Origin of the sequence: Xylanibacillus composti (genome assembly GCF_018403685.1) — a bacterium.
In the GTDB taxonomy this organism is placed as follows: domain Bacteria; phylum Bacillota; class Bacilli; order Paenibacillales; family K13; genus Xylanibacillus; species Xylanibacillus composti.
In genome coordinates this window covers 68,275-85,481 of sequence record NZ_BOVK01000031.1, presented here as the reverse complement: position 1 = coordinate 85,481, position 17,207 = coordinate 68,275, and the positions used below count along the sequence as shown (strand labels likewise).

Below are 17,207 nucleotides of genomic sequence, written 5' to 3'. Positions count from 1 at the left end.
TTTTTTTAGAGGTGGACCATGAAACCGATCACAATATTAATTGCGGATGATGAGACGGAGATTGCCGATTTGATGGAACTGCATTTGTTGAAAGAAGGCTATCGGTGCATCAAAGTTTCCGACGGGCTGGAGGCTGTACGTGTTGTTCGGACGGAGCCCGTCGATTTGGCGATTCTCGATATTATGATGCCGAATATGGACGGCTACGAAGCGACACAGCTCATTCGGCAACATCATCATCTGCCCATTATTTTTCTTAGCGCCAAAACGAGCGACCTCGATAAAATTACGGGACTGATAAGGGGGGCGGACGACTATGTAACCAAGCCGTTCAACCCGATGGAATTGGTTGCGCGTGTAAATGCCCAGCTGCGGCGAGCATTACAGTTCAATTCTTCGCCGGCCTCGAACACAGCTGTCGTGGATATCGGAGGATTGATCCTTGATCCGGAACAACGAACGGTCTTGGTTTTTGGCAAACAGATCGAACTGACTCCGAAAGAGTTTGATATATTACATTTGCTGGCGAGTCATCCGAAGAAGGTCTTCAGCACGGAAAATATTTTCGAGCATGTATGGGGGGAGGCTTATTACGAAGGCGGAAACACGGTGATGGTGCATATTCGCACACTGCGTAAAAAGCTTGGAGAAGACAACACCAACAAATGGATCAAAACAGTCTGGGGAGTGGGATATACATTCAATGGCTAATTTCATCCGAAGCTTTCGGTTCAGAATGATCATGTTATTCGGTGCAAGCACACTCTGTTCCGGTGCGATCACCTATTTGCTCTACTTGGTTCTTCAACGCTACTACCATACGTTGAAGCTTGAACACCCCCTGACGAAGGTTCGTTATTTCATACGGGATATTGGCGACATTAACTTTTTTCTGATTGTATTTATCCCTCTTTCGTTTTACTTTTTTTACCTCTTCACGAAACGGTATTCGTCCTATTTCCAAGAAATCTCCCGCGGCATCCATCAGCTGGCGAATGGCAACTTCAACAGCCGGGTACACATTCGATCCAACGATGAGTTCGAAGATATTGCGCGTGACATCAATCTGGCAAGCGAAAAGCTGAAGCAAGCATTGGAGCGGGGGGATTTCGCAGAGAACAGCAAGGAGCAATTAGTCTTGAACTTGGCTCACGATTTGCGTACGCCGCTCACATCGGTTCTAGGTTATTTGGATTTCATTCTGCAGGACGAAGAGCTGACAGCGGAGCAAACCAAACACTATGCGGGCATTGCTTTCACCAAATCGCAGCGCTTGGAAAAGCTGATTGATGAACTGTTCGAGATCGCTCGCACGAATTATGGCACGCCAGTAACAATTAACAAAAGAACGATTGATCTAAGCGAGCTGCTCAATCAATTGAACGAGGAGATGTACCCGGCTCTTGAAAAAAATAATTTGACCACTCGCTTGCATGTGACGCAGCCAATAACAATTTGGGGGGACGGAGACCTGCTGGCTCGCGTATTTGAGAATCTGCTGACCAATGCCATTCGTTATGGGAAGGATGGGCAGTATATCGATATACATGGCCATCTAGATGGACAGGATGCCGTCGTTCAAGTGATCAATTACGGGCATCGCATTTCGCCGGAAGAACTGCCCTATATCTTCGACATGTTCTATACCGGCGACAAAGCGCGGACGCAGCGGGACGGGGGCTCGGGCATTGGCTTGTTCATCGCGAAAAATATTGTAGAGCAGCATCAAGGCACGATTACGGCACAAAGCGATGCCATTCGCACGGTATTTGAAGTTCGCTTTCATCGGGACGAGACTGCCGCAGAATGATAACGAACAAATGTTCTTCCCTGGTATGGAACTTTATGGTATGATATAAAGGCATCTATACGATAGGGTCTATGGCGAATGGGATGATGCGAAACTGCATGAAAGACAGGGGAATGAGGACAATGCCGACAACACATCATTATTTCAACCATAACGGAATCAAAGTGGGATACAAACTATTTCTACCCAAAGTGTCTAAGGGGTCTTTACCTTTGATTTTGTTTTTACATGGCATCAAAAAAAGAGGAAATGACCTCCATATGCTAGATGATTATGGCTTGATTCGTGTTGCGGAGAGAGAGGCAGCATATAGATACGCGGTTGTTGCGCCACAATGTCCGGCTGATTTAATGTGGCCGGATATTCGTCAATCAACTTTATCTATACTCGATGCAGTCATAAAGAAGCATGCCATTGATAAAGGGAGAGTGTTCTTAACCGGCTTCAGCATGGGTGGGAATGGCGTATGGGATCTGGCTGCGAAGACCAACGGTATTTTCGCGGCTGCTGCACCAATAGCCGGATGGTATAACAAAGATGAAGCCGTACATTTGACTTCGATACCAATATGGGCGTTTCACTGTGAAGAAGACGATGTAGTTCCCATAACCGAAACGGAATCCATGGTTCAAGCATTAACTGACCACAAGGGATCGCCTCGATTTACAAGATATCAAGGATTCGGTCATCAGCACTCCGTTATGTATGAAACGTATTCGAATCCTGCATTATATACCTGGTTTGAGCGCAATAGAATCGATTCTTAACTTCTTGGAAACGTACTGTGAGGGGATAAACATGGACATACAAATCGGTTTGTTAGAGAATATCGAGGATGCACCTCTTGAATTATTATTGTTAGCTGATCCCTCGGAGAAGCTTGTGCATGAATATTTGAGCAGAGGGCAATGTTATATCGCTACAATCAACGATGAAGTGATTGGGGTGATTGTTCTAATAAGAACGCGTCCGGAAACCATAGAGATTGTAAACGTCGCTGTCCGAGAAGATCATCAGAACAAGGGGGTTGGCAAAAGACTCCTCTTATTTGCTATTTCCAAAGCGAAAGAACAACAAGTCAAAACCGTTGACATCGGCACCGGTAATTCCAGTGTGGGACAACTCGCGTTGTATCAAAAATGCGGGTTTCGCATTACTGGTGTAGATCGCGACTTCTTCATCCGGCATTACAAGGAAAAGATCGTAGAGAACGGAATTCAGGTTATGGATATGATTAGATTAAGTCTTCATTTGTGAACGTTTCTGTAACGGCTGGCTGCAACTCATTATTGGCTGGAGGTGAACAGATGGCTTGGGAAGTACCTTTCTTACGGGCATTGCGATCTCGAAAAGTGCAAGAAATGTTGAGCATTTTGGATAGTCTGTCTACCAATCATGCAAGGACGCCCGCGCAAGCCGTCAAGGTTCAAGCGTTGAAGATGATTCGAAGCCATTGTGATCATGCCGATGATGCATACAAGATGGGTTGTGCCTTGGCAGATTCATCAAGCATTGTAGGCGATGAGTTAGGAGCTATATTAATTGCTGAGCATTATCATGTAGATCCTCAAGAAGCGACTCTTAGACTGTATCATCTGGCGGATTCAGCGAATTGGGAAGTGAGAGAGTGGGCCGCAAGCGCATGTAGCATCGTATTAGACCATCACTTCGAATCCTATTATCCCGCGTTGTTGGAGTGGACCCAAAGCTCCTCTCCCCATATACGCAGAGCAGTGGCTGTCGCCGTGAAATATTCGGCGAAGTCCAGAGATGAGTCCAAAGCAAACCAGCTTATAGATCTTATAGAGCCTCTATTGTACGATACGGATCCCTATGTGAAGAAGAATGTTGGAGCATTCGCCATAGGAGGCGGTTTGCTGAAGTATTTCCCTTCACATGTCATTCAACGAATAAGAATTTGGATAGAAATCGACAATGAACAGGTTAGATGGAATTTGGCCAAGATATTTACATCGGCTGAAGGCGCAAAGTATATGCTTGAATTCAAGGACGATGTCATTCCAGTACTGCTATCTGATAAACGGCCGTCCATTGTGAGAGCAGTCAAGAGTATGCACACTGTTGCAAAGAAGCGGGGACTTGAACACATTTGGGAACGTGAATCTAAATACCGTCATTAGTAGCTGAAGATGCACTGTATGTGGAATTATCTGGTTGAAATATTTGGAGAAAAGTGATTCAATAAATAGAAATAAGTGATGGACTGTTGTCTCCATGGGAGGCATGAACTGGAGGAATAGACATGGAAATGCAAACCAATCAAGCCACTGTGCCGCAACAACCTGATAACCACTGGAAATATTGGTTACAGATCTGGACGCAACCTAGGAAAACAATGCGGGAAATTCTCGATCAACCTACTAATGAGTCACATGTTTTGCTGCTCCTCTTATTAGGTGGATTTGTGTATGCCTTGAATCAAGCATCAATGAGGAATGCCGCTGATGATACTTCGTTAGTTTTGATGTTCGTAACAATTATCATTGCAACATTGATAGGTGCTGCGATCTATTATTACATCATTGGCGGAATATTATATTGGGTCGGTACGCTGCTAGGAGGTGCAGGTGAATATGGAGATGTTCGTTTAGCTATCGCGTATTCATATATACCTGCTGCTGTAACCATTCTGCTGTGGATTCCTTCCATTATCTTGTTCGGATCTGATAACTTTACAACCGAAACGCCCAAATTGGATAGCAGCGCGGGTTTATCTTTAATCTATTTGATTTTTGCTGTCATAGAGTTGGCGATTGGGATCTGGGGGATATTTATTTTTTTGAAGTGCCTGGGAGAAGCGCATCAATTTTCAGCTTGGTTAGCGCTGCTGACAGTCGTGTTACCGATAATCGGATTTGTAGTGCTGATTGCAGTCCTGTTTATGGTCATCTTATAGGGGCGAATATGAATTCAGTACATGAAGTTCAGTACATGAAACGCTCGGCGAATGGGAGATCGAAATTTGAAATTGTTGTTTTGTGCGAAAAATCGTATTAACGCCTTGGTCAATAGGCTTCGACATCAACGTTTGAACGAAAAATCTTACAAAGTATCCACTTTCTTGAGGGGAGTACATCGTTTTGTACGATATTTCGAATAAAAATTGAACTGGGGCACCAAATAGGACTGACTTTGGGTGGAAAATCGTACAAACTGCCAGGAACGATCATTCTGCTTTTGCTATAAAGCCAGTCCCACTATGCTGTCTGATAAGGATGTGAACTGGATTTATGATTTCATTCGATGTCAATGAGTTGCAGCAGTTTAATCTTAGAGTAGCTTGCTTAATCGTGAAGGACAACTGTGTATTATTCCAGCAGTTCAACAATGAAGATTATTGGTTCCTGCCTGGCGGCAGGGTTGAAGCGATGGAAGAAACATCGGCAACCGTCGATAGAGAGATCAATGAGGAATATGGGTGGAAGGTGAAGGCCAAACGCTTGGTGTGGATTGTTGAGAACTTTTTCCGATTGCAAGGTACTGATTATCACGAGTTAGGTTTATATTATCTCGTTGAAATCGAAGGTGCGCTGAATGTAACTGACGAACATTTCAGCTGTCTTGAGGGCATATCCGTCAGTAGATGGATTCCAATTCAAGCGTTTGCTCAGCACCCGATCGTTCCGGCATTCTTGAAGCAAGCGACGGATCTGGAGCAACTCATGTTTACGAATGAAGTTAAGCACATCATCAATCGAGGATAGCACTATCCAAATCCGGGCCAACACTGCCCTAATCTCTTTCTTATTTGGTCGTGTCTAGGAACACGGATTCGACGCTTCGTAGTTTTTGGATACTGGCTGGGGACAAGATCTGCTGGAAAGCTTTATTCAATGGCCTATTACTGGCGCGATTTGGGCGTTATTGATGTGAGTATTTTTCGTTAGACGAAGGAACAAGTAAGAGCAAGGATGAGAATGATTATAGACGGTTACGCTGGTAGTCGACGATCATTTGGAATACGAGGGGCGGCGACAGAATTGAAGTTTCAGACAAAGCGAGATCCGTTTTTTGTATATCTTTTTCTAGGGTTAGTCGTATTCATAAATATAGCTTTATTTGCACCATTATTTTTTGAGTTTGCATGGAATGCATTGATTGTATTGCTTCTGCTCGATCTCTTCCGTTCCAAAATCTCATACAAGGACATCACCAAGATCACCAGGCAACCCAGCATATGGATGGGATATAGACTGATCTTTTCCCGCGATGCCATTGAAGTTCATTACAAAACAGGATTTATGGGCAGTGTTGTAATCTCGCCAAAACATCAAGAGGAATTTATCACAGAGCTGCTGAAGAGAAATCCGAATATTAGGGTCGAAGGAAAAGACGGAGAATAGGAGAAGACTCGGTATGGGTAGCTTTCTGAATATATTCTTTATCGTCTGGGTTTTGTTTATTTATGGCATTGTGGCATACCGTTTGATCTTTCAGAGAGACAAACCATATTTCAAAGAGAACATTGGTCTACTGTTGCTTGCGAGCCTGCTCATTACTAACAGTTCAGTTGTAGTTTGGTTGAAAATTGTCACCTATCTGATTAATGTTTTCATTATTGTGTATCTCGTTTGGAAAAGGAACGTCGAAAAGAGAAGGCAGTAAGAGTTTAGGGAACATTTGTTCAACAAGCAGAATGAGCATGTCATTTTGATGCAGATTTACCGAGGAAGCCGAAATTTAATCCTAAAGTTGACGCCTTCACCCAGATAAGCCCGGAGAATGAAATCGACATATATATTGCGTTGTAATAAGCGAAGCAAGTCAGTCGCCTTTCTAAGGAGGAGCTATGTTTCTAAGAAGCGTAGAGCTGCTAAAGGATAAGATTCAATCAACGGAGCGATACCCGTTCCACATCCCTGCTATTCGCACATTGGACAGGTTGGCATTTTCCCGCAATGTCACATTCTTCGTCGGGGAGAATGGCTCGGGGAAATCTACGCTTCTGGAAGCCATTGCTTACCAATGTGGATTTAATCCGGCGGGCGGAGGCAGAAACAATGTTTATGAGGTCGAGTCGGCTGATGCAGCCTTGGGTGACTATTTACGATTGTCTTGGCTGCCCAAAATGACGAATGGCTTTTTTCTCCGAGCAGAATCCTTCTATCAATTCGCCACGCATATTGATCAGGTTGACGCGCAGCAATTTTATGGGGGGAGGTCCCTGCATGAACAGTCCCATGGAGAGTCCTTTTTGAGCCTGTTTTTGAATCGATTTAATCGAAAAGGGATCTTCCTTCTGGACGAGCCGGAAGCAGCCTTATCCCCGACCCGACAGTTGTCATTTCTTCGCGTGCTGAAGGATCTTGAAGGCGCGGCTCAGTTCATTATTGCTACGCATTCCCCGATAATTCTCGGCTATCCTAACGCACAGATACTTCAGTTCGATCACGGAGGGATCCGGGAAGTCAATTACGAGCAGACGGAGCATTACCAGATTACTAGGCGTTTTTTGGAAAACAGGAATGTGATTTTGAGTGAGTTGTTTGAAGACGAATGACCGTTTATCATGTTAGGGATTTACAGGAGAATAAGCACTTGATATAGAAATGATAAAAAGAGACAGGCAACTGACGACAAGTGCCAATGGGTAGTGGGGGTGTGACAGGTGATTACGGTGGAAGCCGACATTGTGATTGATGCACCAATCGAGCTGTGCTTCGATCTGGCCCGGGACATGGCTATTCACAAGCGAACAGCATGGAAACATACCAAAGAAGAAATTGTAGACGGGGTCAAAACGGGTTTGATCGGATTAGGGGAATCGGTCACCTTCGAAGCTACGCACCTTGGTGTCAGGCAAAGGCTAACCTCGAAGGTAGTGACGCTGGACAGGCCTTATCTGTTCATAGACGAAATGCAAGAAGGAGCGTTTCGCTTCTTGCGGCATACCCATATTTTCGAAGAGGTGCAAGGGAAGACTAGAATGTCCGATATTGTTGAATTTGCCGCACCTTACGGGCCGATTGGATGGGTAGTGGAGCGTCTTGTACTGCGAACGTATCTGGCCAGCTTCCTGAAGCATAGAAATCAGCAATTGAAGCAAATTGCCGAGAAAGAACATCCATCATAAAGAAGGAACTGATCAATGATAAACATCGTACCATTTCCCGTACTAGAGACAGAAAGATGTCTGTTGAGACAGATGAAGGTGGAGGATGCCGCGGATCTGTACCAAATCTTCTCCGATGCCGAGGTAACGAAGGACATGGGGATCGACCCTCTAGACAATATCGGGCAGGCGGAAGGAATCATCCACTTCATGAACCAATTGTACGACCAGAAATCGGCTTTCCGTTGGGGAATCATCAGGAAAGCGGACGGCAAACTTATCGGAACCTGCGGCTATAACGGCTGGGAAATCCAAAGAGGGTCCCGGGGTGAGATTGCATATGACTTAGGCAAAGCTTATTGGCGGCAAGGCTATATGTCGGAGGTGCTTCAAAGTGCAATTTCATTCGGTTTCGACACGATGTCTCTGCACCGAATAGAAGCATTTACGAATATGGACGCGGTCCCGTCCATGAAGCTGCTGGAGAGAATGGGCTTCAAGGAAGAAGGCATCCTCAGGGGGTATGCCATGTTTCATGGACAATTCTGCGATCAGCGTTGTTATTCTTTATTGAAACTGGAATGGAACAGCTAAGGTTGGAGGTGTATGAAGCTTGAAAAGCATAAAACCGGGGCGAGGGCCATCGGCTATGGGGGCTGTCGGAAGTATTGCGGTTGGCATATTTGGGGTCATCTGGACGTTTGCTGCAGCCAGTATGGGTGCGCCTATATTTTTTGTGCTTTTTGGCATCGTTTTCGTAGGTGTGGCGGTCGTACAAGCCATCTATCATTATAAAAATGCAACAGGGAGAAATCGCATGTCTCTATTCGACATAACTTCCCAGGAACCGGATCCCCTGGACACTTATTTCAATGGCGATGCCAATGCCAATGCAGATTCCAATTCTCAGAAACAGGTTGCTGGAGACGAGGTTAACTTTTGTCCTTATTGCGGCAAGAATGTGGCCGATGAATCGTATAAGTATTGTCCCGGTTGCGGGAAGGCGATTAGATGATTGGAATGGAGACTGAACCGAGGTAAGCTCGAAAGTGTCTGCGAGGAGGGTTGAGCATGCGCGGTGAACAGGAAATGTTAGAGCTGATTATGCATGTGGCTGAGCGAGACGAGAGAATTCGTGCTGTCTATATGAACGGTTCAAGAACGAACTCTCTTGTCCGCAAAGATCTGTTCCAGGATTATGATATTGTGTATGTCGTTACAGAGACGGCATCTTTCCTCACAGACGAACAGTGGATTCAAAAGTTCGGTGATCTGCTTATGGTGCAAGAGCCGGATAAACATGATTTGGCACTTGGCAAGGAAGTTGATTTTGCACGATCCTACGGGTATTTAATGCTCTTCACAGACGGGAACCGGATAGATCTTCATCTAATAGCTACTGAGTATTTCAGTGAAGCGGATATCGACGACAGTCTTACAATCCCTTTGCTGGACAAGGACGGCTGCATGCCTCCTGTTCCGGTCCCGACTGACAAGGATTACCACGTAATGCCGCCAACAGAAGGAGAGTTTCAAAGCTGCACGAACAATTTTTGGTGGTGCCTGCAAAATGTGGCGAAGGGAATTTGGCGAGATCAGCTGCCCTATGCGATGGCCATGTTCCATAAACCGGTCAGAGAAGCATTGGATCAAATGATCTCCTGGTGGATTGGCATGCAGCACGATTACCAAGTCTCTGTTGGCGCGATGAATAAGTATTTCAAGTTTTACTTGCCGGAACCTTATTGGCTTATGTACGAACGAACTTACACAGAAGCGAACTACACCCAGATGTGGCAGTCGATTTTTGTCGCGTGCGAGCTGTTTCGCACTTTGGGCAAAGAAGTGGCCAAGGCGTTCGATTACCCTTATCCGGAGCAGAGCGACTGTCTCATGACACAATATCTGCAGCATGTACAAACTCTGCCTGCGGAAGCAACAACGTTGAATCTGAGGCTGTGAATGATATAGAGGAACCGCTTGCCCTTAACATGGCAGGAAACTAACCTGGATGCGTTTCGCGTTCAGGTTTTTTTGTGTGCAGCAGTTTCTTTCTCAGTCCCGAGACGACTGATTTCTAACAATATCCAAACTAGCAATCTTTATCAAATCTTTATTTATTCTTTAGCAATTCTTAAGCGTATCCTCCTATTCTTAAAGTGGCGCGAAACATATAAAAAAATGCCGAAAGATAGGTGGGAGGGAGGATTTATGCCGTACTATTATTTCGATTACAATGCAACATCACCAATTAGCAAACGAGTTGTGGCTGCCATGCAGCGGGGTTTCGAAGAGTTCGGCAATCCTTCGAGCATGCACGAAGCAGGGAAAAGAGCGAAACGTCTGATCAAGCAGGCCAGGGAGCAAACAGCTGCCATGCTCGGCTGCAAGCCAGACAATCTCGTCCTGACGTCTGGCGGGACGGAAGCGAACAATTTGGCCATTCAGGGCCGGCTGCAAGCCTGTCTGAACAATCCGGGCCACTTGGTCACTTCAGCGGTTGAGCATCCTTCTGTATTGGAGGTTTGCCGCCACTTATCGCTCGTTCATGGATTTGAGACAACGTTCTTGTCTGTGAACAAGCAGGGGCATCTTTCTCCCCGCGAGCTGGAGGAAGCGATTCAACCGAACACACAGCTGATATCGGTGATGCTGGCTAACAATGAAGTAGGGACGATCCAACCGATTCGCCGAATTGCCGAAATTGCCCGCCGCCAACGGATATTCTTCCATTGCGATGCGGTACAAGCTGCAGGCAAGCTGCCTCTGGATGTTGAGGAGTTAGGCGTAGACGCTTTGTCGATTTCGGCACACAAGTTTGGCGGCCCCAAGGGAATAGGAGCATTGTATGTGAGAGATCCATCGAGCATCCTGCCTATTCTCCATGGAGGCGGTCAGGAGGGGGGATTGCGCAGCGGTACTGAGAATGTGCTGGCGATTGCAGGCTTGGGGGAAGCCTGCGCGGAGGCAGCTCTCGATGTGCGAGAGGCAGCGCAATCCGGGGGAAGACTGAAGCGGAAGCTGCTGACCGCGCTGGCCGAGAGGTTGGAGGATTTCACAGTTAATGGCGTGACAGAAACCGGCATGGACGATGCAGACTCAGCTAGCTTGTGGAATACGGTAAACCTTCGCATTGACGGTGTTGATGGGCAAGAGCTCGCAGAGGTGCTGAGCATCGACCATGGGGTCGCGGTTTCGGTCGGTTCCGCATGCAGCAGCGGCAAACATCAGCATCATTCGCATGTGCTGTCTGCGATGGGCTTGGCGAAGCAAGAGATAGAATCGAGCATTCGCATAAGCTTTGGCAAGACGACCACTGACGAAGCCATAACGTATTTGGTACAAGCCATAACAGAAGCCGTTCACAGCCTGAGATCTTACGCGATATAGAGAAACGTTGACTATGGCTCAATGTGAAAACGGAGGTGCATAGAAGAATGACAGCGCAAATTGCGGAAGCGGCATTCAATGAGAAGCAGTTGGAGCGGTATTCGCGCCAATTGCTGCTCCCGGAGATCGGGATCGCCGGACAGAAGCGTCTGGCTTGCGCCAAGGTACTCTTTATCGGGGCTGGCGGGCTAGGATCCCCGGCTTCCCTTTATTTAGCCGCAGCAGGCGTTGGAACCATCGGGCTTGTGGACTGTGATCGGGTAGACCGCTCAAACCTGCACAGACAAATATTGCACGATGACGCCTCGATAGGCATGGCGAAAACTCGCTCTGCCAGACAGCGGCTGATACAGATGAATCCGGAAGTCCAGGTCATCGAACATGAAGCGATGATCACTTCGGCCAATGCGTTCGAATTGATCGCGTTGTACGATCTGGTCATTAACGGAAGCGACAATTTCCCAACCAGGTATTTGGTGAACGATGCCTGCGTCCTTTTGGGCAAGCCGCTAGTGGACGCGAGTATTCTGAAGTGGGAAGGCAGCGTCAGTGTCTTTATGCCTGGACAAGGCTGCTACCGCTGTTTGTATCCGCAGCCGCCTAAGCCCGGTACGGTGCCATCCTGTGCCGAAGCCGGTATCGTTGGTGCAGTGGCAGGCATTATGGGCTCGTATCAAGCATTGGAAGCAGTGAAGGTGCTGCTCGGCTTGGACAGCGTATTGGCGAACAAGACCATCATGATGGATTTGTTGGCCGGTACCATTCATACGATCAAGCGGAGCAGACGAGCCTCATGTCCGGTATGCGGCGATCAACCGGAAATTGATCAATTAATCGATTATGAACAGTTTTGCGGCCTCCCGAAGAGAGAAGAGGTCTCCACTCCGGCAGGGAAAGCCGTTGAAGAGGAGGAGCCCGCTTCCCAGACGGCTTACAGTGTTTCAGTGCTGACCGCCAGGGAGTGGCTGAATGATCCCGACACCTGGTGGATTGATGTCCGGGAAGAGGAGGAAGAGTACAGGTCCAGCCATATACCTGGTTCGAGACATATTCCTTTCAGCGAACTCCAGGCGCATATGGATACATTACTGCAAGGAGAAAAACGTCTTGTCTTCATATGTCAAATCGGAAAGCGCAGCAAATTTGCAGTACGCAAGTGCCTGATGGAAGGCTGCTCCAATATATACAATCTGGATGATGGTCTGCTTGCATGGGAAAATGCAGGCTTGCCGTTGACAGTCATTCATCATTAGAAACGAGAGAAAAGGAGATGGGATGATGAGTACACACATACTGACGGATGAGGAACGCGAGCGCTTCGGCTGGCAAATCATGATGACAGGCTTCGGGGAGGACAGTCAGGTGAAGCTCAAGCAATCCTCGGCGCTTGTTTCAAGAGTAGGAGGACTGGGCTCGCCTGTAGCTCTCTATCTGGCCATGGCCGGGATAGGCAAGCTGGTGATTGCTCACGGCGGGGTGCCGGAAATGGGGCATATGAACAGGTGGATTATGTCTCCCTATGAGGGCGTAGGCAAAGTGTCCCCCGTTGATTCGGTAATCGATCACATCCGCAAGCTTAACCCGACGATTGAACTGGTGGGGGTGAAGGAAAGCGTAACCGAAGAGAACGTGCAAGAGCTTGTCTCCCAAGCGGATATTATTATGGACTGTCCGCCGTACTTCGAGGAGCGGCATCTGCTGAACCGGGAGGCGATACGTCAGCAGAAGCCGATGGTAGAGGCGGCTGTTTGCGGTGCGGAAGGGTATGTAACGGTGATTGTGCCGGGAGAGACTCCCTGCATGTCGTGCCTTGGTTTTCATAGCAAGGATTGGGAGCTGCCGTTCCCGGTAATCGGCGCTGTGCCCGGCGTCATAGGAAGCATGGCAGCCATGGAAGCAGTCAAGATGCTGACAGGCTATGGAGAGCCCTTGAAAAACCGCTTGGTGATGTACAACGGTGAAACGGCATCGTACCAAACGATCAAACTAAAAAGACGGGCGAATTGTCCGGTGTGCGACCAAGCGCTAGTTTTTCAATAAAGAGATAAAGAGAAACAGGATAGGAGCAAATAAAAAATAGAAAAAAGAATGGGGAGAATAACCATGATGAAAGTAATGTTCAGTGCTAATGGAAAGCTGCGCGAAGCGCTAAAAGGAGATGTCGAATTGTACATTGAAGCATCGTCCTGCTCCTTGCACGATGCCATCCGATTGGTTGGGGAACAGCTTCAACCCGGGCAGCGCGACCTGCTGCTTGACGAAGACCAGCATACTGTCCACCAACATATCTTGCTGGCGGTTAACGATGAGATGGTGACGGAGGATGAATGGCTCCGAGATGGAGATCGGATTAGTGTGCTCATGCCAATGGCGGGGGGATAACGATGAGAGCCAGTAGATTCGCAATCATCTCTCTCGCGCTAAGTATGGCGGTAACCGCCTTGTCTGCTTGCGGTGCGGCCGCTTCGACGAAAGAAGCTTCAGCCAGTGTCACGGTATATGCGGCAGCGAGCCTTAAGAGCCTGCTGGAAGCGGCACAGGTTGAATTCTCGAAGGAATATCCGGATATTGGGCTGCAGTTCAATTTTGCCGGGACGCATGTTTTGAAAACCCAAATTGAGCAAGGCGCCGAAGCGGATGTATTCCTCGCAGCGAGAGAGCAGGATGTGCAAGCTTTGCAGGAACAAGGGCTGGCCGGCCCAATTTCGCGCTTCACAGGCAATCAGTTAGTCATCGTTGTGAACGAGGAGAGCAGCAGGGGCATTCAAACAGTGGATGATTTGGCGAACGAGGGCGTGCTGCTTGTCATGGCTGAACCGAAGGCTCCCGTCGGCGAATATGCCCAGCGCTTGATTGACCAATTGGAGCAATCCGGGCAATACGGCAGTGATTTCAAAGAACGGTTCATGAGAAATGTGGTGTCCTATGAGAGCAATGAGCAGCATGTTCTGGCCAAGGTAGAACTCGGCGAAGCAGATGCCGGCATTGTCTACACTTCGTCTCTGGCTGCAGCTTCCATTGCAGGCAAGCGCCTGTCTCACCTGCAAATTCCGGAGTCCTTGAATGTCACGGCTCATTATTACGCAGCCCGCATGAATCCGGCATCTGCCGCTGCACAAACCTTCCTTGACTGGCTGGAATCAGAGAAGGGGAAGGCTTTACAGGCGCGGTACGGTTACGATCAAGGGGGATGATAGCAGTATGGCCCGGGTTATGAGGAGTATGATCCACCGGCTGTTGATTCCCCAAGCTTCTTTGTCGTTAGTGCCTGTAGGATATTCAGTGGTGTTCTTCCTGTTGTCGACGCTGATTGTCGCGTTCCTATGCTTGCCGATTATAGGGCTGTTTACGTCCATTACAACTGAGCATCTGTACGCAGCCTTTCGCAGTCCTCATCTCAGCTACGGGTTGGCGCTCAGCCTGTTTACCTCGATTATCTCAATCGGGATTATTGTTCTGCTGGGCACACCTCTAGCGTATATGCTGGCGCGCAGTTCATTTCGCGGCAAGCAGCTGCTGGAAGTGCTGGTCGATCTGCCTATGGTCATTCCGCCATCGGTAGCGGGTATCGGTCTGATCCTTGCTTTCGGGCGCAAAGGCTTGATTGGCAGCTGGTTGGCCGAGCACGGTATTGTCATTTCGTTCACGGTTGTGGCTGTCATTTTCGCGCAGGTGTTCATCGCCGCCCCCTTTTATATTCGTTCAGCCAAGGAAGGCTTCAAGCATGACGGCAAAGAGATGGAAGCGATGGCCCGCTCCCTCGGCGCCAGCTGGTGGCGGTCCTTCTACCGGGTGAGCTTGCCGCTGGCAAGACCTTATCTAATTTCGGGCATGCTGACCAGCTGGGCGAGGGCGCTCGGGGAATTCGGCGCAACGATCATGTTCGCAGGCAATTTCCTCGGCAAGACCGAGACGCTTCCGCTAGCCATATACTCTGCGATGAACGAGGATTTGGGCGTGGCAATCGTGTTGGCGAATTTGCTGTTGGTCATGAGTCTTTTATTAATGGCAACCGTGCGACTACTAGCGGTGGAGCGGAGGTAATATGATAAGCGTTCAACTTAAGCGCCAATTCCCGGCGTTGACCATAGACGTTCGTACAGAATTCGCGGAGCGGATGACGGTCGTGGCAGGCCAGAGCGGAAGCGGGAAATCGACGATATTGAAAATGATTGCCGGGTTTGCCGATCCGGAAGAAGGATACGTGCAAGTTTCCGGTCAATACGTATACAACCGCTCCAAAAATATCAACGTTTATCCGGAAAAAAGAAAAATCGGCTATGTGCCGCAAAATTATTTGCTGTTTCCCCATATGTCTGTTTTCGATAACATCGCGTTCGGCCTGCAACAGCAAAAAATGGCCAAGAAGGAGATTGCCCGCCAGGTGGAGCAAGCGATGGAGCTTTGCGGCATTCGGCATCTGCATAACCGGTTTCCGCGGGATTTGTCCGGTGGCGAGAAACAACGGGTTGCCTTGTCCAGAGCTATTGTCACCCAGCCTGCATTGCTGCTGTTGGACGAGCCGTTCAGCGCGCTGGATGTCCAAACCAAGCGGTATGTGCGCACGGAGATCATGGAAATCTTATCTGCCGCCTCCATCCCCGCCATTATGGTGACGCACGATCCAATGGATGCAATCACCTTCGGCAAGCAGGTTTACATTATGGAACGGGGCAAGCTTGTGCAGCAGGGAGCTTACGATGAGCTGCGGAAAAGGCCGCGAACCAGTTTCGTGGCCGAATTCGCTGGATTGACCGCCTATAAGGGAGTGGCTTTTCCGGATAGATCGGGGCTGCTGCGCATCCGCTTGCATGAGGGAACCGAATTGAAGGCGGTCGGACAAACAACGGGGGATGTGCTCGCGATTTTCGACCCGACAGATATTGTCATAGCACGAGAAGAGGAAGGGATGCAGCTTTCCACTCGCAACTGCTTTGTCATGAAGATAATGGAGATGCATCGGTTGGTTAACGGCATGTACCGCCTGCATCTGAAGGACAATTTGGAACTGCAGGCGGCCGTCAGTGCCGAAGCGATGGAACAGCTGAAGTTGAAAATCGGTGATCGGGTGTATGCCAGCATCAAAGCTGCAGCGATACGGATAGAACCGCTGAATTCCTTCTAATCTCGCAGTAAGCAAAGCAGAATCTCGAAGCTAGTTGATTCCTATTGCAGGAAAAAAATAGCGGAGAGATTCTCTTTTGTGTTATAACAAAAGCAAGAGGGGGCTCAGTGTGATGAATGAAATGAATATATTATGTATAGAAGATCATAAGCCCACAGCGGATATGATTCAATTTCTATTGGAAACTGAAGGCTTCCAGACGATGGCAGCCTATGACGGGGTGTCCGGCGAGAAGCTGTACAAGCAGGCATCCCCCAACCTGATCATACTGGACCTGATGCTGCCAGGCTTGGACGGGTATGAATTGTGCCGGCGCATTCGCCAGGAGTCCACGGTTCCGATTCTGATGCTGACCGCACGCACAGAGGATACAGACAAAGCAATTGGTCTCGGGATAGGGGCTGATGACTATTTGACTAAGCCATTCAGTCCGACTGAGCTGACCGCTCGGATTAAGGCCCTGCTCCGCCGCTCCTACCAATACAACGAGCAGCCCAAGTCCCGTACATTGGGCAACCGACGGCTGCGTCTCGATCCTTCCCTTAGACAAGTGAAGGTTGACAACCGTACGATCGAGTTGACGCCCACGGAGTTTGAGCTGCTGCACATCCTCATGAGCCATCCCGGCTGGACTTTCACACGCACGCATTTGTTAGAGAAAATTTGGGGATATGAGGACGAGGCAGGGGAAGCAACAGTAACTACGCATATTAGCAATTTGCGCCAAAAGCTGAGTGCGGAAGGCTGTCACGTGATTCGAACCGTGCGCGGCTTGGGGTATGCCTATATCAACGAGGAGGACTAGGCCA

21 protein-coding genes are annotated in these 17,207 nt (G+C 48.4%); all 21 read left to right on the top strand.

The window, feature by feature from the left end; translation table 11 throughout:
• Nucleotides 1–18 precede the first annotated feature (18 nt).
• The 21 genes from XYCOK13_RS12325 to XYCOK13_RS12225 all read left to right on the top strand — a co-directional run bounded on the left by XYCOK13_RS12325 (nt 19) and on the right by XYCOK13_RS12225 (nt 17,203).
• Entirely contained in the window at nt 19–711 is a 693-nt protein-coding gene (locus tag XYCOK13_RS12325) for a response regulator transcription factor (protein WP_213412455.1), read from the top strand.
• On the top strand, nt 704–1,810 hold the full coding sequence (locus XYCOK13_RS12320) for a HAMP domain-containing sensor histidine kinase (RefSeq protein ID WP_213412454.1): 1,107 nt from the start codon (nt 704–706) through the stop codon (nt 1,808–1,810). Before XYCOK13_RS12325 ends, XYCOK13_RS12320 begins: the two co-directional genes overlap by 8 nt.
• Nucleotides 1,811–1,932: 122 nt before the next feature.
• Complete coding sequence (locus tag XYCOK13_RS12315) at nt 1,933–2,577, top strand: carboxylesterase family protein (protein WP_213412453.1); 645 nt, start codon at nt 1,933–1,935, stop codon at nt 2,575–2,577.
• Nucleotides 2,578–2,614: 37 nt separating this feature from the next.
• Complete coding sequence (locus XYCOK13_RS12310; RefSeq protein ID WP_373314397.1) at nt 2,615–3,067, top strand: GNAT family N-acetyltransferase; 453 nt, start codon at nt 2,615–2,617, stop codon at nt 3,065–3,067.
• Nucleotides 3,068–3,117: 50 nt separating this feature from the next.
• Nucleotides 3,118–3,951 carry a DNA alkylation repair protein gene (locus XYCOK13_RS12305; RefSeq protein ID WP_213412451.1) on the top strand — a complete coding sequence of 278 codons (834 nt, stop codon included), beginning with the start codon at nt 3,118–3,120 and terminating at the stop codon, nt 3,949–3,951.
• A gap of 122 nt (nt 3,952–4,073) precedes the next feature.
• Nucleotides 4,074–4,727 carry a Yip1 family protein gene (locus XYCOK13_RS12300; protein ID WP_244865130.1) on the top strand — a complete coding sequence of 218 codons (654 nt, stop codon included), beginning with the start codon at nt 4,074–4,076 and terminating at the stop codon, nt 4,725–4,727.
• 334 nt (nt 4,728–5,061) lie between these two features.
• Nucleotides 5,062–5,535, top strand: a complete 474-nt coding sequence (locus XYCOK13_RS12295) for an NUDIX hydrolase (RefSeq protein ID WP_213412450.1) — start codon at nt 5,062–5,064, stop codon at nt 5,533–5,535.
• Between the two features lie 213 nt (nt 5,536–5,748).
• Nucleotides 5,749–6,174, top strand: coding sequence for a PH domain-containing protein (locus XYCOK13_RS12290; RefSeq protein WP_213412449.1), 426 nt, complete (start codon nt 5,749–5,751; stop codon nt 6,172–6,174).
• Between the two features lie 446 nt (nt 6,175–6,620).
• The gene (locus XYCOK13_RS12285; RefSeq protein WP_213412448.1) at nt 6,621–7,331 is read left to right on the top strand and encodes an AAA family ATPase; all 711 of its coding nucleotides are present in this window, start codon (nt 6,621–6,623) and stop codon (nt 7,329–7,331) included.
• Between the two features lie 108 nt (nt 7,332–7,439).
• Complete coding sequence (locus XYCOK13_RS12280; RefSeq protein ID WP_213412447.1) at nt 7,440–7,904, top strand: SRPBCC family protein; 465 nt, start codon at nt 7,440–7,442, stop codon at nt 7,902–7,904.
• Between the two features lie 15 nt (nt 7,905–7,919).
• Nucleotides 7,920–8,477 (top strand): GNAT family N-acetyltransferase, encoded by a 558-nt coding sequence (locus XYCOK13_RS12275; RefSeq protein ID WP_244865129.1) that lies wholly within the window; start codon nt 7,920–7,922, stop codon nt 8,475–8,477.
• A 19-nt stretch (nt 8,478–8,496) separates the two neighbouring features.
• A complete protein-coding gene (locus tag XYCOK13_RS12270) occupies nt 8,497–8,898 on the top strand; it encodes a zinc ribbon domain-containing protein (RefSeq protein ID WP_213412446.1) in 402 nt (133 codons plus the stop codon).
• A 56-nt stretch (nt 8,899–8,954) separates the two neighbouring features.
• Entirely contained in the window at nt 8,955–9,845 is an 891-nt protein-coding gene (locus XYCOK13_RS12265) for an aminoglycoside 6-adenylyltransferase (RefSeq protein WP_213412445.1), read from the top strand.
• A gap of 249 nt (nt 9,846–10,094) precedes the next feature.
• A complete protein-coding gene (locus XYCOK13_RS12260) occupies nt 10,095–11,273 on the top strand; it encodes a cysteine desulfurase family protein (RefSeq protein ID WP_213412444.1) in 1,179 nt (392 codons plus the stop codon).
• A 47-nt stretch (nt 11,274–11,320) separates the two neighbouring features.
• Entirely contained in the window at nt 11,321–12,526 is a 1,206-nt protein-coding gene (gene moeB, locus XYCOK13_RS12255; protein ID WP_213412443.1) for a molybdopterin-synthase adenylyltransferase MoeB, read from the top strand.
• Nucleotides 12,527–12,551: 25 nt separating this feature from the next.
• Nucleotides 12,552–13,313 carry a HesA/MoeB/ThiF family protein gene (locus XYCOK13_RS12250; RefSeq protein WP_213412442.1) on the top strand — a complete coding sequence of 254 codons (762 nt, stop codon included), beginning with the start codon at nt 12,552–12,554 and terminating at the stop codon, nt 13,311–13,313.
• A 63-nt stretch (nt 13,314–13,376) separates the two neighbouring features.
• Nucleotides 13,377–13,655: a MoaD/ThiS family protein gene (locus XYCOK13_RS12245; RefSeq protein WP_213412441.1), complete on the top strand. Its 279-nt coding sequence runs from the start codon at nt 13,377–13,379 to the stop codon at nt 13,653–13,655.
• Nucleotides 13,656–13,657: 2 nt separating this feature from the next.
• Nucleotides 13,658–14,467 carry a molybdate ABC transporter substrate-binding protein gene (modA, locus tag XYCOK13_RS12240; RefSeq protein ID WP_213412440.1) on the top strand — a complete coding sequence of 270 codons (810 nt, stop codon included), beginning with the start codon at nt 13,658–13,660 and terminating at the stop codon, nt 14,465–14,467.
• 7 nt (nt 14,468–14,474) lie between these two features.
• A complete protein-coding gene (locus XYCOK13_RS12235) occupies nt 14,475–15,317 on the top strand; it encodes an ABC transporter permease (RefSeq protein WP_213412439.1) in 843 nt (280 codons plus the stop codon).
• 1 nt (nt 15,318) lies between these two features.
• A complete protein-coding gene (locus XYCOK13_RS12230) occupies nt 15,319–16,398 on the top strand; it encodes an ABC transporter ATP-binding protein (protein WP_213412438.1) in 1,080 nt (359 codons plus the stop codon).
• Nucleotides 16,399–16,510: 112 nt separating this feature from the next.
• On the top strand, nt 16,511–17,203 hold the full coding sequence (locus tag XYCOK13_RS12225) for a response regulator transcription factor (protein WP_213412437.1): 693 nt from the start codon (nt 16,511–16,513) through the stop codon (nt 17,201–17,203).
• The last annotated feature ends 4 nt before the right edge of the window (nt 17,204–17,207 follow it).

Coding starts and splice junctions, on each gene's coding strand:
- XYCOK13_RS12325 (WP_213412455.1), top strand. CDS start 19: ATGAAACCGATCACAATATTAATTGCGGATGATGAGACGGAGATTGCC.
- XYCOK13_RS12320 (WP_213412454.1), top strand. CDS start 704: ATGGCTAATTTCATCCGAAGCTTTCGGTTCAGAATGATCATGTTATTC.
- XYCOK13_RS12315 (WP_213412453.1), top strand. CDS start 1,933: ATGCCGACAACACATCATTATTTCAACCATAACGGAATCAAAGTGGGA.
- XYCOK13_RS12305 (WP_213412451.1), top strand. CDS start 3,118: ATGGCTTGGGAAGTACCTTTCTTACGGGCATTGCGATCTCGAAAAGTG.
- XYCOK13_RS12300 (WP_244865130.1), top strand. CDS start 4,074: ATGGAAATGCAAACCAATCAAGCCACTGTGCCGCAACAACCTGATAAC.
- XYCOK13_RS12295 (WP_213412450.1), top strand. CDS start 5,062: ATGATTTCATTCGATGTCAATGAGTTGCAGCAGTTTAATCTTAGAGTA.
- XYCOK13_RS12290 (WP_213412449.1), top strand. CDS start 5,749: ATGATTATAGACGGTTACGCTGGTAGTCGACGATCATTTGGAATACGA.
- XYCOK13_RS12285 (WP_213412448.1), top strand. CDS start 6,621: ATGTTTCTAAGAAGCGTAGAGCTGCTAAAGGATAAGATTCAATCAACG.
- XYCOK13_RS12275 (WP_244865129.1), top strand. CDS start 7,920: ATGATAAACATCGTACCATTTCCCGTACTAGAGACAGAAAGATGTCTG.
- XYCOK13_RS12265 (WP_213412445.1), top strand. CDS start 8,955: ATGCGCGGTGAACAGGAAATGTTAGAGCTGATTATGCATGTGGCTGAG.
- XYCOK13_RS12260 (WP_213412444.1), top strand. CDS start 10,095: ATGCCGTACTATTATTTCGATTACAATGCAACATCACCAATTAGCAAA.
- moeB (WP_213412443.1), top strand. CDS start 11,321: ATGACAGCGCAAATTGCGGAAGCGGCATTCAATGAGAAGCAGTTGGAG.
- XYCOK13_RS12250 (WP_213412442.1), top strand. CDS start 12,552: ATGAGTACACACATACTGACGGATGAGGAACGCGAGCGCTTCGGCTGG.
- XYCOK13_RS12245 (WP_213412441.1), top strand. CDS start 13,377: ATGATGAAAGTAATGTTCAGTGCTAATGGAAAGCTGCGCGAAGCGCTA.
- modA (WP_213412440.1), top strand. CDS start 13,658: ATGAGAGCCAGTAGATTCGCAATCATCTCTCTCGCGCTAAGTATGGCG.
- XYCOK13_RS12235 (WP_213412439.1), top strand. CDS start 14,475: ATGGCCCGGGTTATGAGGAGTATGATCCACCGGCTGTTGATTCCCCAA.
- XYCOK13_RS12230 (WP_213412438.1), top strand. CDS start 15,319: ATGATAAGCGTTCAACTTAAGCGCCAATTCCCGGCGTTGACCATAGAC.
- XYCOK13_RS12225 (WP_213412437.1), top strand. CDS start 16,511: ATGAATGAAATGAATATATTATGTATAGAAGATCATAAGCCCACAGCG.